General features: G+C 36.2%; 14 protein-coding genes and 2 pseudogenes. 11 read left to right on the plus strand and 5 right to left on the minus strand.

Going from position 1 to position 14,637, the window contains the following annotated elements:
* Positions 1–92: 92 nt before the first annotated feature.
* Entirely contained in the window at positions 93–617 is a 525-nt protein-coding gene (locus GGQ92_RS15580) for a YceI family protein (RefSeq protein WP_184251174.1), read from the minus strand.
* A 133-nt stretch (positions 618–750) separates the two neighbouring features.
* Here GGQ92_RS15580 and GGQ92_RS15585 point away from each other — a divergent pair, with 133 nt between their 5' ends.
* The 11 genes from GGQ92_RS15585 to guaA all read left to right on the plus strand — a co-directional run bounded on the left by GGQ92_RS15585 (position 751) and on the right by guaA (position 12,021).
* Positions 751–1,074: a winged helix-turn-helix transcriptional regulator gene (locus GGQ92_RS15585; RefSeq protein ID WP_184251176.1), complete on the plus strand. Its 324-nt coding sequence runs from the start codon at positions 751–753 to the stop codon at positions 1,072–1,074.
* A 153-nt stretch (positions 1,075–1,227) separates the two neighbouring features.
* Complete coding sequence (locus tag GGQ92_RS15590) at positions 1,228–1,914, plus strand: uracil-DNA glycosylase (protein WP_184251178.1); 687 nt, start codon at positions 1,228–1,230, stop codon at positions 1,912–1,914.
* A 53-nt stretch (positions 1,915–1,967) separates the two neighbouring features.
* A complete protein-coding gene (locus GGQ92_RS15595; RefSeq protein ID WP_184251180.1) occupies positions 1,968–2,414 on the plus strand; it encodes a hemerythrin domain-containing protein in 447 nt (148 codons plus the stop codon).
* A gap of 70 nt (positions 2,415–2,484) precedes the next feature.
* Complete coding sequence (locus GGQ92_RS15600; protein WP_184251182.1) at positions 2,485–3,855, plus strand: TrkH family potassium uptake protein; 1,371 nt, start codon at positions 2,485–2,487, stop codon at positions 3,853–3,855.
* 206 nt (positions 3,856–4,061) lie between these two features.
* Entirely contained in the window at positions 4,062–4,385 is a 324-nt protein-coding gene (locus tag GGQ92_RS15605) for a helix-turn-helix transcriptional regulator (RefSeq protein WP_184251183.1), read from the plus strand.
* Positions 4,378–4,938 (plus strand): DUF1700 domain-containing protein, encoded by a 561-nt coding sequence (locus GGQ92_RS15610; protein ID WP_184251185.1) that lies wholly within the window; start codon positions 4,378–4,380, stop codon positions 4,936–4,938. The genes GGQ92_RS15605 and GGQ92_RS15610 overlap by 8 nt, the downstream gene beginning before the upstream one ends.
* On the plus strand, positions 4,931–5,731 hold the full coding sequence (locus tag GGQ92_RS15615) for a DUF4097 family beta strand repeat-containing protein (protein ID WP_184251187.1): 801 nt from the start codon (positions 4,931–4,933) through the stop codon (positions 5,729–5,731). The genes GGQ92_RS15610 and GGQ92_RS15615 overlap by 8 nt, the downstream gene beginning before the upstream one ends.
* 201 nt (positions 5,732–5,932) lie before the next feature.
* Positions 5,933–6,844, plus strand: coding sequence for an AAA family ATPase (locus GGQ92_RS15620; protein ID WP_184251197.1), 912 nt, complete (start codon positions 5,933–5,935; stop codon positions 6,842–6,844).
* Complete coding sequence (locus tag GGQ92_RS15625; RefSeq protein ID WP_184251189.1) at positions 6,841–8,085, plus strand: DUF58 domain-containing protein; 1,245 nt, start codon at positions 6,841–6,843, stop codon at positions 8,083–8,085. The genes GGQ92_RS15620 and GGQ92_RS15625 overlap by 4 nt, the downstream gene beginning before the upstream one ends.
* The gene (locus GGQ92_RS15630; protein WP_184251191.1) at positions 8,082–10,268 is read left to right on the plus strand and encodes a DUF4129 domain-containing transglutaminase family protein; all 2,187 of its coding nucleotides are present in this window, start codon (positions 8,082–8,084) and stop codon (positions 10,266–10,268) included. The genes GGQ92_RS15625 and GGQ92_RS15630 overlap by 4 nt, the downstream gene beginning before the upstream one ends.
* Before the next feature lie 232 nt (positions 10,269–10,500).
* The gene (gene guaA, locus GGQ92_RS15635) at positions 10,501–12,021 is read left to right on the plus strand and encodes a glutamine-hydrolyzing GMP synthase (RefSeq protein WP_281380487.1); all 1,521 of its coding nucleotides are present in this window, start codon (positions 10,501–10,503) and stop codon (positions 12,019–12,021) included.
* Positions 12,022–12,106: 85 nt separating this feature from the next.
* On the opposite strand, the pseudogene GGQ92_RS15640 reads toward guaA, so the two are convergent.
* From GGQ92_RS15640 to GGQ92_RS16645, 4 genes and pseudogenes are all read right to left on the minus strand, one after another.
* Positions 12,107–12,346 (minus strand): annotated as a pseudogene (locus tag GGQ92_RS15640) (site-specific integrase); the annotation flags it as partial.
* Between the two features lie 153 nt (positions 12,347–12,499).
* Positions 12,500–12,724: pseudogene (locus GGQ92_RS16735) on the minus strand (DNA cytosine methyltransferase); the annotation flags it as partial.
* A 136-nt stretch (positions 12,725–12,860) separates the two neighbouring features.
* Positions 12,861–13,967, minus strand: a complete 1,107-nt coding sequence (locus GGQ92_RS15650) for a UvrD-helicase domain-containing protein (protein WP_184251195.1) — start codon at positions 13,965–13,967, stop codon at positions 12,861–12,863.
* Entirely contained in the window at positions 13,967–14,575 is a 609-nt protein-coding gene (locus GGQ92_RS16645) for an ATP-dependent endonuclease (RefSeq protein ID WP_343068855.1), read from the minus strand. The genes GGQ92_RS15650 and GGQ92_RS16645 overlap by 1 nt, the downstream gene beginning before the upstream one ends.
* Positions 14,576–14,637: the final 62 nt, after the last annotated feature.

The following is a 14,637-nucleotide window of genomic DNA, read 5'->3' on the forward strand; positions in this document are numbered from 1 at the left end:
TTGCGTTATTTATCTTAATTGAACCGCCGTATACCGAACGGTACGTACGGTGGTGTGAGAGGATGGAGGTTAATCACCTCCTCCTACTCGATTTATTCTACTACGAACTCAAGCCCACCATGGATTTTAACGTCTTTACCAACAAGTACTCCACCAGTTTCTAAAGCAGCGTTCCAAGTTAGGCCGTATTTTTCACGGTCAATCGTTCCGTTAAAGTCAGCACCAGCAATTGTTTTGCCTTGCATTGGGTCTTTCGCTGTACCGTTGTAATCAACACGGAAAGTTTCCTCGTTTGTTGTTCCACGAATAGTTAAATCTCCTGTTACATCGTATTCACTATCGCTAACTTTTTTAATTGATTTACTTACGAATACTATTTCAGGATGAGTTTCTGCATCGAAGAAGTCACCTGATTTAAGGTGGTTATCACGATCTCCGTTGTTTGTATCAATAGAGTCTACTTTAATTGTTGCTTTTACGCTAGCATTTTCTAACTCATCGAATGATCCAGAGAAATCAATATCGAAGTCCTTAAACTGTCCCTTTGCCTTTGATACCATCATGTGTTTTACTTCAAATGAAATTGCACTATGAACCTTATCTAAAATTACTGCCATGTTAAAAATTCCTCCCTTATTTATCTTTAACTTACTTTATACAACTGAGTATATAAAGTATAGTCAATTACGTCAAGTAAATTCACTTATCGAAAAAAATTTGGTATAATTTAATTACGAAGAGGTGACAATTATGTCAGATAAAACAATATGTCCTAAATTTGAAGCGGCATTAGATATTTTAAATAAACGTTGGACTGGTTTGATTATTTTTGAATTATTAGATGGTGCAAAACGTTTCTCTGCGATTGAATCTGCAATTGGAATAAGTGGGCGTGTATTGTCTGAGCGATTGAAAGATCTTGAGAAACAAGGCATTGTCAAACGAGAAGTATATAATGAAACACCGGTGCGTATTGAATACCATTTAACAGATAAAGGGTATGCATTAGAACCAGTATTAAACAGTATTCAACAATGGGCAGATGGTTGGATGAAAATGAACAACAGTCAATAAACGTCTTCCCTATATCTATAGGTTTAAACAAGCTGTGATTATATAATTGCAGCTTGTTTTGTTTTTTTATAGAGGTGAATGTAATGGATGAAAATGGAGTCCGACTTACGTTAGAATGAAATTACCATCTTATATCGGAGGGGAGAGGGTAGGATGACTAAACAAATTCTACAAAACGACTGGTGGCAGTATTTATCTCAAGAGTTTGATAAAGAATACTATTTACGCCTACGTGAATTCTTAAAACAAGAGTATCAAGAACATACGATTTATCCTTCAATGGATAATATTTTCAACGCACTGCATCAAACACCCTTTGACAAAGTGAAAGCAGTCATCATTGGTCAAGATCCGTACCATGGACCGAATCAAGCACACGGATTGAGTTTTTCGGTGAACCCGGGTGTAAAGATTCCGCCGTCATTGAGAAATATCTATAAAGAGTTGGCATCGGATGTTGGATTTGAAATACCGCCACACGGATATTTAATTGAGTGGACGAGGGAGGGTGTGCTACTGCTTAATAATGTGCTGACCGTTAGAGCAGGTCAAGCTCATTCTCACCAAGGGAAAGGCTGGGAGCAGTTTACGGACGAAGTGATTAGACAGCTTAATAAGAAAACAGAACCCATCGTTTATTTATTATGGGGTGCAGCAGCTATAAAGAAGAAGCATTTAATTAATCAGGAAAAACATTTTATTGTGGAATCGGTACACCCTAGTCCATTGTCAGCACACAGAGGTTTCTTTGGGAGCAAGCCTTTCTCTAAAACAAATGAATTATTAGTTAGCGCCGGGTTAGCACCTATCAATTGGCAACTCCCTATGGAAGTAAGGTAAATAACGGTTAAAAAGGGTATGCTACTACTAGTATTAGGGAAGGAGTGAAAGAAATGAAGAGACACGAAGCTTTAATTCCGTTATCACACCATCATCACCATACGTTAGTCGTTGCACAACAATTGAAAAAGGCAGATGAAAACACGAGTATTCAGCAATTGACAAGGGATGTAATCGAATTTTGGAAAACAGATGGAGAAAATCATTTCCGTGATGAAGAAGAAATTCTTCTACCGTTATATTCTCAATATGCGGATGTGGATGAACAAGAAATCAAGAATATGCTACTGCAGCATATTCAAATTAGAGGATATGTTATGAAAATACGTAGTACCGAACGTCCAACGATAGAAACGTTTAACCAATTGGGCCAGCTTTTGGATGAGCATGTCAGATTAGAAGAACGTGTTATTTTTCCGAGAATCGAAAAAGCGATCCCAGAGAAATACCTTTACCAGGCGAATGGTCGCTTTCATCGAGATTCATATAGTGGTTTTTAAAAAAATGATATAAATCTCCTAATTGTTATGGTAAACTATCGTCTAGTATAGAAGAAGGAGAAAGAATTAGATGAGCCTGGTCACAAAATTAAAAGAATCGTTTAAAAATTCATCAGCCTTTCAACATATAGTAGTATATTATTTAATAACTGTTGCGGTCTCCACGTTGATTGTAAGCCTGCCTTTCTTACATAATGAAGGGGTAGAGCTTTCTTTCATCGATTCCTTATTTACAGCAATAACAGCAATTAGTGTTACTGGTTTAACCGTTGTATCGATTTCTGAAACTTTTAATACAGCTGGACAATTTGCCATAGCAATTATCCTCCACCTAGGTGGGATAGGTATTATGACGATGGGGACGTTCATCTGGGTTTTGTTAGGTAAAAAAATCGGTATCCGAAGTAGAAAAATGATTATGGTTGATCAAAATCAAAAATCACTTGCAGGTCTCGTTAAGTTAATGATGGAAATCTTTATTCTAATCTTAATTATAGAAGTGATTGGAACCATCCTATTCACGATACATTTTTTGCAGTACTTCGAAATGTGGACGGAAGCACTATTTCACGCATTTTTCCTGTCTGTAAGTGCAACAACGAATGGTGGTCTTGATATTACTGGAGCATCACTCATGCCCTATCAAGGTGATTACTTTGTTCAGTCTGTTACAATGATTCTCATCGTTCTCGGTGCAATCGGCTTTCCGGTTTTGGTAGAGGTAAAGGAGTATATTCAAGATCGTATAAAGAATGGTAGACGCTACCGTCATCGTTTTTCATTATTCACTAAGATAACAACGCTGACTTATTTTTTAATCATGATTATTGGAGCAATAGTTATCTATTTACTAGAGCATAGTTCGTTTATGGCAGATAAATCATGGCATGAAGCATTTTTCTATAGTTTATTCCATTCTGTTGCTGCCAGAAGTGCTGGATTAACGACGATGGATATATCCTCCTTTTCACTAGCGACGTTAACCTTTATAAGTTTGTTAATGTTTATAGGCGCGTCACCGAGTAGTGTTGGTGGGGGGATTCGGACAACGACCTTTGCGATTATGCTACTTGCTGTTTGGAATTATGCGAAAGGGAATGCGAGTGTAAAGGTGTTCTCGCGCGAAATCCATCAAGATGATATTTTGCGAGCGTTTATTGTTATTTCGACGGCATTGCTTTTATGTTCGAGCTCCGTTATTGTGCTAAGCTATACGGAAAACTTCACATTGACACAGATCATATTTGAAGTAACATCTGCCTTTGGTACGACAGGAACATCAATGGGGATTACTTCTGAACTGACGAGTGTCGGTAAATTTGTCATTATGATTTTAATGTTTATCGGTCGTATTGGAATATTTACATTCCTCTTTATTATTCGTGGACATGAAACAAAAGATAAATATCATTACCCAACAGAACGCGTAATTATTGGATAAACCTAGCAGATAAAATGTTAGGTTTTTTTATTTTTAGCTCAATTCATTTATATCAAGGTCTTTCCGAGCTCTGAAGGATAGGTCAATTACTTATTTTTAATATAGTACCTTGCAATGAACAGTAGTGTGTGTTAAATTATAGTTAACAGGTACTTTTTATAGATAGGTACTATACAATATATAGTAGTGGATAAGAGGTGAAATGTGTGAACGTACAATTTAAAAAAGGTGTGTTAGAGCTTTGCGTACTTGTTCTGTTAGATAAGCAGGATCGGTACGGTTATGAGTTAGTTCAGAAAATATCCGACCAAATTGCAATATCAGAAGGATCTGTTTATCCGTTGTTAAGAAGGTTAACAAAAGAAGGTTATTTTACAACATATTTAAAAGAATCAACAGAAGGTCCATCAAGAAAATATTATGCATTAACAGATGTAGGAAGAGAATATCTTCATGAATTACTAATAGAATGGAAACAGTTCACAGAAGGTGTGAATCAATTGATTAAGGAAGGTGTTAACGATGAATAAAGAAAATTTTTTAAAAAGCCTAAATAATTCTTTGCAACGTCTACCTTCATCCGAGCGAGAGGATATTTTACAAGACTTTAGGGAACATTTTGATATTGGAATAAATGAAGGTAAATCAGAAGAAGAAATCTCTAAGGCTCTAGGCTCCCCACAACAAATTGCAAGAGAGATGGTCGTAACCTATAGATTAGAGCAAGTTGAAGAAACAACTTCTACAGGAAATGTACTTCGAGCGGTATGGGCAGTAATTGGTCTTGGTTTCTTTAATTTAATAATCGTTCTTGCTCCATTTTTAGCACTTGCTGGATTCGTATTCTCTGGCTGGTTAGCAGGCGTATCATTTGTGGCTGCACCAATACTCTTTTTAGTTAATATCATTATTTACCCAGAAGTTTTTGCTTTTTTTGAGTTGTTTTTCTCGCTCTTTTTATCCGGTGTAGGAATCTTTCTGATTATTGGAATGTATTACGCTACTCGCTGGTTGATGAAAGGCTTTGTAAAATATCTGAACTTTAATGTGAAAATGGTCAAGGGAGGTATGAAGCATGCCTAATCAAAAAATGCTTATGCTTATCGCAACTTTTTTAGTAGCTATTGGTTTAATAGGCGCATTATTTACCTTTTCAACTTCTGGAGCAACAACCGAAAAAGAACAAACAGAGGTTATCCAGAATGCTGATATAACAGATATTTGGGTGAAATCAGAGAATGCAACAATAAATATCGTATCAACGACAGATGAAAAAATCACTTTAGTCTTCACGGCACCAGAATCGAAGCATCACCTATATGAATTATCAATAGAAGAAAATGAGGAGTCTCTTGCTATAGAGTTAAAAGAGAAGTTCTTGCAATTTATTTCCTTGGATTTATCATTGTCTTCTCCAGAAATATCTTTGTATTTACCAGAAAAAGACTATGACATGTTAGAGATAAACGGAGTGAATGGAAAAATAGATGTACGTGATGCTGCAGTAACAGATATAAATGTTAAAAATGTAAATGGCCGCATTCAATTAACAGATTTAGAAGCAGATAGTACAAGTGTTACTTCCAATAACGGCAGTATTTCGATCGAGAATGTGACAGGTCAAATAACGACGGATGTTACGAATGGAAGTACCGCACTAATAACAGATGATTTGGACCGTTTCATAGACCTAGCATCAGTTAATGGAAGAATTAATGTCCAAACAAAAGAAAAGCCAACGAATGCAACGATAGAAGTCGATGTGAAAAATGGCAAAGTAGACATCTTCGGCCAAGACACGAGACATAGCAGCTTTGGTGAAGGAGAACATCTTATTAAATTGGAAACTGTTAATGGTAAAATAAAGGTTGAATAGTAGAGAGGGTAGAGGCCAAGTTTGGTTTCTACTCATTTTTTTAGGTTGAGAAGTCGTAACGTTACAGTTTGATGACGTTGATATATAACAGTGTACCTTTCACCTATCGATATAGTATATTAGACATAGAGTTATTGTATCGGAATAGAAGGAGGGACACACTTGAACTATCAAAGAGATATTAACAATATAATAGAAAATATGGAAAAGGTAATGATTGGAAAAAGACAAGAAGTAACCCTTAGCCTGACAGCACTATTAGCGAATGGTCACGTGCTTTTGGAGGATGTACCAGGTGTGGGAAAAACAATGCTAGTTAAGGCTCTAGCTAAGTCGCTAGATTGTGATTTTAAGAGAATTCAATTTACCCCTGATTTGCTCCCCTCAGATGTAACTGGTGTATCTATCTACAATCAAAAAGAAATGAATTTCCAATTTCGTAATGGTCCTATATTTGGTGATATTATTTTAGCGGATGAAATTAATCGAACATCACCAAAAACTCAAGCAGCCTTATTAGAAGCTATGGAAGAGATGAGTGTAACGGTAGATGGCGTGACGAAATCCTTACAGCAGCCATTCTTCGTTATGGCTACTCAAAACCCAATGGACTATGAAGGAACCTATCCATTACCAGAGGCACAAATGGACAGATTTCTAATTAAGCTACAATTAGGTTATCCTTCCGAAGCGGAAGAAATAGAAATGCTTGAGAGAAATGATCGAAAACAGCCAATTAATGAACTTGCTTCTGTGATTTCGATTGATACATTACGGATGATGCAGGAACAAGTAGAGATGATTTATGTTGACCAAACAGTAAGGAGATATATTGTTGAGTTGATTCGTGAAACTAGAAAAGCTCCACACGTTCAATTAGGTGTAAGTCCGCGTGGTTCCATTTATTTAATGAAAGCAGCAAAGGCGTATGCGTTAATCCAAGATCGTGACTATGTGATCCCAGACGATGTGAAGTTTTTGGCTCCCTATGTATTACCTCATCGAATGGTTCTAAAACCTGAGGCAAAATACGAAGAAATTACAGTAGATGATGTTATTCAACAGGTACTACAGTCTGTAGAAGTTCCGATTCGAAAGGAAATACTTGAATGAGGATTCGACTACATCATTGGATAAAGCGGTTTTGGTTACTACTTCTTATGATGGTTTTGTTTTCTTATGCCATGTTTCAAGGTGGATTTGTTAGTTGGTTTTTAGTTTATAGTCTTTTTCCATTTTGCATTTATACTTTTATTCTTTCTTTTTATTCGGCGAAGAAGTGGGACGTAAGAGCAAGTTTTTCTAAAGAAACGGTGCAAGCAGGTGGAAAGGTAGACGTAATCCTTCGTTTTAAACGCAAATCACGCTTTCCAATTCCATTTCTAGCACTGGAACATAATGTATCGAATTCCATGCGTTTTTATGATGAAGGCCTTAAGAAATATGAGAATCTAGAGAAAAATCTCAGTCCTTCAGAACGTACGATAAAGCATATTATTTATCCATGGATGAAGAAAGAGTTTTCGATTAGGTATGAATTAGATAAGCTACCTAGAGGGGAACACTATTTAGAATCACTTACCTTTTTTTATGGAGACCCGTTTGGTTTTCTAGAGAAAAGATTTGAATTCCCAATCCAACAGAAGTTAACCGTCTTGCCTACTGTACGAGAAATGAAAATGAGATTCCCTGCAACCCATCAAGAAGAAGGTGTGTCGGGTATTTTGCAACAAGATGCTCGTAAAACAAATACCGTGTCGTCTGTACGAGAATATGTAGCCGGGGATCGATTCTCTTGGATAGATTGGAAAACGACAGCTAGAAAGAATACGATGATGACGAAAGAATTTGAACATGAAAAAGAATTAGAGTTGACATGTATTTTAGATCTTTCAGGCGATGTGTCGCGTAGTCAAATAACTTTTGAAGCTAGTATTGATGTAGCTGTATCTTTATTACATGTATTAAAAAAGAAGAAACAGCAGACAAATTTTATGGTGTACAATGATCCCGTTAAGATATTTAACCATGAACAGGTCCAATACCAATTAAACGGTATTGTTCACTACTTAGCTACTGTTGAAAACAAAGGTATTCCTTTTGATTACAAACGTGTCCGATCTATACAGAAAAGTGCTTGTATATGGATACTTACTCATATAACAGACAAAAAAGCAACGGAAATAAGTAAAATGAAACGATTCTCGCCGAACATGACAATCATCTATATCGGACCAGAGAAGACCATTCAACAAAATAAACAATTGACGAAATTGCAGGCTAGCGGTATACACGTAATTCGAATGACGGAAAACGTATTATCGAAAAATAGTTGGGAGGTGGATAGCCGATGAAGAAGATATTTCATTTCCCTTCCGTAACTACTTTTTTTCTAATCGTCGCCACAATTATTCTCGTCTTTGAATGGTTAAGACCGTTACCAATTATATCTGATACAAATAATGTTCATGTCTTCGGTTTATACTTTGCTGCTAGCTTATTAGTCTCTTATTTCTTTAAAAGTAAAGCAGTGAAATTTATCATTAAGGCTTTCACTTTCCTACTGATAATAGACTACTTATTCTTAACATCACCATTGTTATCGCCAACTTGGATAGAAGAATTTTTCTCGCAAATTAGTCTTGGTGTGAACCTAGTTAGTTTAGAGGGATGGCTCTCTACAACTTCTTTTCTCCGTACGATATTATTTTTACTTTTGTTATGGCTATTGAGCTATTTGTTACATTATTGGTTAGTGACGGCAAATCGTTTCTTCCCATTTATTGCAATGACTATCGTATATCTAGCAGTTCTAGATACATTTACAGCCTACAATGCGAATTATCCAATAATAAAAGTAGCTTTTCTGTCTCTGGTGATGCTAATCGTAAGTCAGTATGAGAAAAGAGTGCGTGAATCTTTTGTTAGTAACAAACAAGAGTTAAGTGGGAAGTGGATCCTACCAATAGTGGCAGCCATGCTGGTAGCAATTAGTGTAGGTGTTTTTGCTCCTAAATCTGATCCAATCTGGCCAGACCCGGTGCCATTTATCCAAAGTGCGCTGGGGAATGGAGTATTATCGGATCAAACAACAAGAAAGGTTGGTTATGGGGAGAATGATAGCGTCCTAGGTGGCTCCTTTGTTCAAGACGATACGGTTATCCTTGAAGTAGTTTCTCAAGAAGATGTGTACTGGAGAATTGAATCGAAGGATGTGTATACCGGAAAAGGTTGGGAACGATCGGAAGCATCCGTATATCTTCCCTTAGAGAATGCAACGGTACCTTGGCAATCTTTTTCTACAGATGCAGTTAGTACAGAAACTAGACAAGTGACTGTTACCCGATCTGGCCATAGTGGGTTATCCAAAGTACCACTACCATACGGAGTCCAAGAAATTCAATCAGAGCAAACAGGTGCGATTTTCATGCTTGATCAATTTTCAGGCATGATGGAGTCAGAAGGTGGCGAATATCAGTGGTTAACGTATCAGGTCGACTATGAAAAACCAACCTTTAACGAGTCAGCTTTGCGAAAGGATCAAGGCTCTATACCTAGTGAGATTCGTGAGAAGTATCTACAATTACCTGATACCTTACCCGATCGAGTAGGTAACCTAGCAGTAGAAATAACCGAAAACGAGAATAATACGTACGATAAAGCAAAAGCAATCGAGCGATATTTTCACTTGAATGGATTTTCTTATCAAGTAGAAGATATTCCGATTCCAGAAGAAGAGGAAGACTATGTAGATCAATTTCTGTTTGATACACAGTTAGGTTATTGTGATAACTTCTCCACTTCTATGGTAGTTATGTTGAGATCCTTAGATATACCAGCTCGTTGGGTGAAGGGGTTTACTGGTGGAACGGAAGCAGCGGAACAACCACCATTACCAAATGGATATAAGTTGTACGAAGTAAGAAATAATAATGCTCATTCATGGGTAGAAGTGTATTTTCCTGAAACAGGTTGGGTTCCCTTTGAGCCAACAACAGGCTTCTACAATCCAGCAGAATTTCAAGAGGAACAACAAGAAAATGAAGCGGAACAAGAAGAAACCCTTGAAGAAGAGGAAGAGCAAGAAGAACAGGTAGAGACAGAGGAAGAAGTTGAAACGGCTGAGGAAGAAGATGAATCTACAGCGACTGTGGGGAATAATAACATTTCATGGCTTAAAGTAGTACTTGCTGTTTCAGTTTTAATAGGAATAGTACTGCTTCTATTCGTTATTATCAAACGCCGCACGATAAGAAGTTGGTGGCTCACGAAAAGTTGGGATAGACTATTAGAAGATGATGATATAGAGAAAGCTTATTTAACGATCGTCACACGTTTAGAAAAGAAAGGCTATAAGCGTCAAAAAGGTCAGACCCTCCGACAGTATGCTGTTGAGTTAAAGGAACAATCTGGCATGGAAGATTTTTATCAGATGACATTAGAGTATGAAAAATGGCTGTATATGAAAAATAAATATATAGATAAAAATCAATGGAGAAAGCATTTTCAAAAGATTTTCGACCAAATAGGTGCTTGACCGACAAATTAGACTACTGATAGAATGAATAAAAATAATCAACTTGAGCGTTAGGGAATGCACTCGGATATGTCCGGCATTCCCAGCTCGTATGATAAGTGGGATAGTAGAATCTCTGCCTTTATCCTTATTATATAAGGCAGAATTTCTTTTTTACGTAATACATAGTTAGGCATCGTGGTAATCGCAGAAATGACAAGGAGGAGTGGAGCATTTGGAAATAAATAATGAAATGATACTAGTGCTAGACTTTGGTAGTCAATATAATCAATTGATTACAAGAAGAATTCGTGAATTTGGAGTATACAGTGAATTACATTCCCATCGCTTAACAGCAGAAGAAATCAAAGAAATGAATCCAAAAGGAATTATTTTATCAGGTGGACCACATAGTGTTTACGCTGAAAATAGTTTCCGTTGTGATGAAAAAATATTTGATTTAGGTATTCCGATTTTAGGTATTTGTTATGGTATGCAGTTAATGACTCAACAATATGGTGGCAAAGTAGAACGTTCACCGAAAAGAGAATATGGTAGAGCAGAAATAAATGTACAAGAGAACGCTCGATTATTCAAAGGGACACCGGACTCACAGATTGTATGGATGAGCCATAGTGATAAGATTTTAGAAGTACCAGTGAGTTTTAATACGGATGCTACGAATGTTTCTACACCTGTTGCAGCGATGAGTAACGAAGAGAAGCAGCTATATGGCGTACAATTCCATCCAGAAGTAAGTAATTCAGAGTATGGCAACCAACTACTGAAGAATTTTGTTTATGATATTTGTAATTGTGCCGGTGATTGGACAATGGCGAATTTTATTGAAATGGAAATGGAAAAAATCCGCAATGAGGTAGGCGATCGTAACGTATTGTGTGCGCTTAGCGGTGGGGTAGATTCATCTGTAGTTGCTGCGCTTATCCACAAAGCGATTGGCGACCAGTTAACGTGTATTTTTGTTGACCACGGATTGCTCAGAAAGCATGAAGGCGATACAGTGATGGAAACGTTCCGTGATCAATTCCATATGAATATTATTAAAGTGGATGCACAAGATCGTTTTCTTAATAAATTAAAAGGTGTTACAGACCCAGAACAAAAACGTAAAATAATCGGTAATGAATTTATTTATGTATTTGATGATGAAGCGGCTAAACTAGAAAATATGGATTTCCTAGCACAAGGAACGCTTTATACGGATATTGTAGAGAGCGGAACAGAAACTGCACAAACCATTAAATCTCACCATAACGTCGGCGGTCTTCCTGAAGATATGGAATTCAAATTAATTGAGCCTTTAGATACATTATTTAAGGATGAAGTTCGTGCATTAGGAACAGAGTTAGGCTTACCAGATGAAATCGTTTGGCGTCAGCCATTCCCAGGACCAGGATTAGGTATCCGTGTTCTTGGGGAAGTAACTCCAGAAAAACTAGAAATCGTTAGAGAATCCGACGCTATTTTACGCGAGGAAATCAGAAAAGCTGGATTAGAAAAAGACATTTGGCAATACTTTACGGTATTACCGGATATCCGTAGTGTAGGTGTAATGGGAGATGCGCGTACTTACGATTACGCAGTAGGTATCCGTGCTGTTACATCGATTGATGGTATGACATCTGATTGGGCACGTATCCCGTGGGAAGTATTAGAGAAAATCTCTACACGTATTGTAAATGAAGTCGACCACGTGAATCGAATCCTTTATGACGTGACAAGCAAGCCACCAGCAACAATTGAGTGGGAGTAGTTGTAGGAGAGCTGAAACCCCTTTGTTTACAAGGGTTTCGGCTCTTTACTCTATTTTCATTGCATTGTTATTGCATTATTTGTTTTTAAACCTTTACGTAGGTAACGACCAGGAATTGATTCTTTGGTGAAGTATCTTTATTTTCTGTTGCTGTTTGGTAAGACATAATGCCTTCTAATTTATGAGCTACTTCAAAGTTACTATTAGGATACAAATGTCCGTAGGTGCCGAGTGTCGTTTCAATATCTTCATGCCCTAGGCGGTCTTTAATGATTAATGGATTTTCACCCATACTAATAAGCAAGGAAGCATGAGAACGATTCAAGCACGGCCTTAAAATCCAGCCTGTTATTTGATGAGAAAGCTCCCATGACGTTTTCCAAAACAGCGATAACTGGATATGTTCCATTCGTTGACACCTCATTTCTTCTATAATTCGTATTGCATGATAAAATAAACTGGATTGACTTCCAGTAAGACCTTCTCGTTTACCAATATTGGATAAGTTCTGACAAGGTGAACCAAATGTAATGATATGAACAGGTGGAATTTCCCCACCATTTAATTTAGTAATATCTCCCAAATGAATCATGTTAGGAAAGTGTCGTTTTGTAATAGACATAGGTGCTTTTTCAATCTCACTTGCCCATGTTGGACTAATTCCAAAACGGGAAGCAGAGAGGGGGGAAGACACCGATTCCATCAAAAAGACTACCGATTTTTAAATTTGTGTTATAAATCTTTTTATTCATTTCATATTTCACCTCCAATTTAACAACAAAAAACGCCATTTGTCGGTAAGTTAATACCGTCCAAATGACGTTGCAAGTAAACTTTAATTAATATTCGTAAATGGGGAGTATATCCGTTTTGATATTATTTTTACATACAATTGCAACACTATATCGTGCTCTTGTTACTGCTACATAAAATTTACATTTAATATCAAAATTATCCAGATTTTTATCATTCAATAACCAGTCTAATATCTTTTGAGTTGGATATATTAATACTCTATCCCGTGTTGTTCCTTTGGATTCCCCAAAATTCTTAACTTCATAATTGGGGTTGACTTTTTTAGTGCGAGAATATCTTAATTGTGTTGGAGAATACTCTATTAAATAACGTTCAATATCCTTTTCTCTTACAAGAAAAACCCCATCATGTCCTGTAATTTTATTATGGAGAGAATCACAGGATGGATATTCCGTGAATATATTGTTGGCGAAATTACAGATAATCTGGTTATTACGCCAACTGTCTTTAAGGGTGTCTGTATCGATATTAAAATCTATAGATTTGCATTCATTTAATATAAAATCTTGTATTTTTCCATCGGAGTATTTTTTATATTTGTCAGGAAAATGAGTTTGATATGTTACTTGTCTAGGGTCACCAGCAATTTTAATAATTGAATCGGATTGAAACAAAAGTTTTATTATCTCTAAATCATATCCTGCCATATCCTGTACTTCATCTATAAAGATATGTTTAAACAGTTTAGCAATCCGTTCAATTACATATCCATTATTTTTGTCATTACAACGAACAACAAACTTTGAAAGCTTGTCTGAATATATTTGAAAATCATTTGAAAAATAGTGCTTTTCAACTTCTGTTTCTTTGTAGTACACTGGGAACTTTCCGTTTCTATATTTTAATCCCGACTTATTATTTACCAATAACAAACCATTTATATTTTTATTTGTTAGCTTTCCTTGGTATGGTTTTGCACCATGCTCAATTAAAAATGAGAACCATGTTCTTATAGTTATGTTATGTGGAATGACGCCATTATTTAATTCAAAAAATTTTTTCTTTATTTCTTCTTTATTTTCTTCTGTAAAAGTAGTAATTAGGACACTTTCTGTAAGTTTTAATGACTCTTGTACAAAATGGGTCGTTTTTCCAGCCCCGGCCGCAGCTATTAAAAGATTATTTTTCATCACAAGGCCCTCATAATAAATTCCGGATAATTAATCTTATTTTGAGATGAAAATATTTTTAATGCACAATCAGTCTTATTTGATTTCATGTACTTTAGCAGAGAGTCCTCGGTTTCATATTTGGTATCGAATATGGAATTCAACTTTTCTAGACTGTTTGCACGTAATAAGGCAGGTTCCAAGGTATTATAATTAAAAGGTTTATTATCTTTTCCCGTAGTTAATGATCCAGTGTGTATTTCTTCTTCATAGCAAATCTCGATGTTTGATTTTTTGTTTTTTCCTAAGTAATTATTATATTTCCGTTTTAAGAACTCTAAGTCTCCATCATTGTCTGTAACAACTTTTACAGGTATCTCTAAGCATTCAGCAATTTCTAGGAACCTTAAGAAAGATGTTCCTACGGAAATGATTTCTACTTCATCTTCAATAGGTAATTTATCATTGTTGTTGTCTCTATATGCCTTTTGAAGTACTAATTCGTCTGAATCTCCTTCAACTAGGATGGCTTTCTTGCATAATATTAACCGTAGGGTGTCATAGCCAGATACTTTTTCAAAAAAATCTTTGGAACTTGAAGCTATTTCATAATTAGCTATTCTAAAAATGTTTAAAGTATCCCTAAGAGAAAAATGGGATTTTTAAAAATTTAATACTACGAACTTTGTTG

Source organism: Gracilibacillus halotolerans (assembly GCF_014206945.1).
GTDB classification, from domain to species: domain Bacteria; phylum Bacillota; class Bacilli; order Bacillales; family Amphibacillaceae; genus Gracilibacillus; species Gracilibacillus halotolerans.

Coding starts and splice junctions, on each gene's coding strand:
- GGQ92_RS15580 (WP_184251174.1), bottom strand. CDS start 617: ATGGCAGTAATTTTAGATAAGGTTCATAGTGCAATTTCATTTGAAGTA.
- GGQ92_RS15585 (WP_184251176.1), top strand. CDS start 751: ATGTCAGATAAAACAATATGTCCTAAATTTGAAGCGGCATTAGATATT.
- GGQ92_RS15590 (WP_184251178.1), top strand. CDS start 1,228: ATGACTAAACAAATTCTACAAAACGACTGGTGGCAGTATTTATCTCAA.
- GGQ92_RS15595 (WP_184251180.1), top strand. CDS start 1,968: ATGAAGAGACACGAAGCTTTAATTCCGTTATCACACCATCATCACCAT.
- GGQ92_RS15600 (WP_184251182.1), top strand. CDS start 2,485: ATGAGCCTGGTCACAAAATTAAAAGAATCGTTTAAAAATTCATCAGCC.
- GGQ92_RS15610 (WP_184251185.1), top strand. CDS start 4,378: ATGAATAAAGAAAATTTTTTAAAAAGCCTAAATAATTCTTTGCAACGT.
- GGQ92_RS15615 (WP_184251187.1), top strand. CDS start 4,931: ATGCCTAATCAAAAAATGCTTATGCTTATCGCAACTTTTTTAGTAGCT.
- GGQ92_RS15620 (WP_184251197.1), top strand. CDS start 5,933: ATGGAAAAGGTAATGATTGGAAAAAGACAAGAAGTAACCCTTAGCCTG.
- GGQ92_RS15625 (WP_184251189.1), top strand. CDS start 6,841: ATGAGGATTCGACTACATCATTGGATAAAGCGGTTTTGGTTACTACTT.
- GGQ92_RS15630 (WP_184251191.1), top strand. CDS start 8,082: ATGAAGAAGATATTTCATTTCCCTTCCGTAACTACTTTTTTTCTAATC.
- guaA (WP_281380487.1), top strand. CDS start 10,501: ATGATACTAGTGCTAGACTTTGGTAGTCAATATAATCAATTGATTACA.
- GGQ92_RS15650 (WP_184251195.1), bottom strand. CDS start 13,967: ATGAAAAATAATCTTTTAATAGCTGCGGCCGGGGCTGGAAAAACGACC.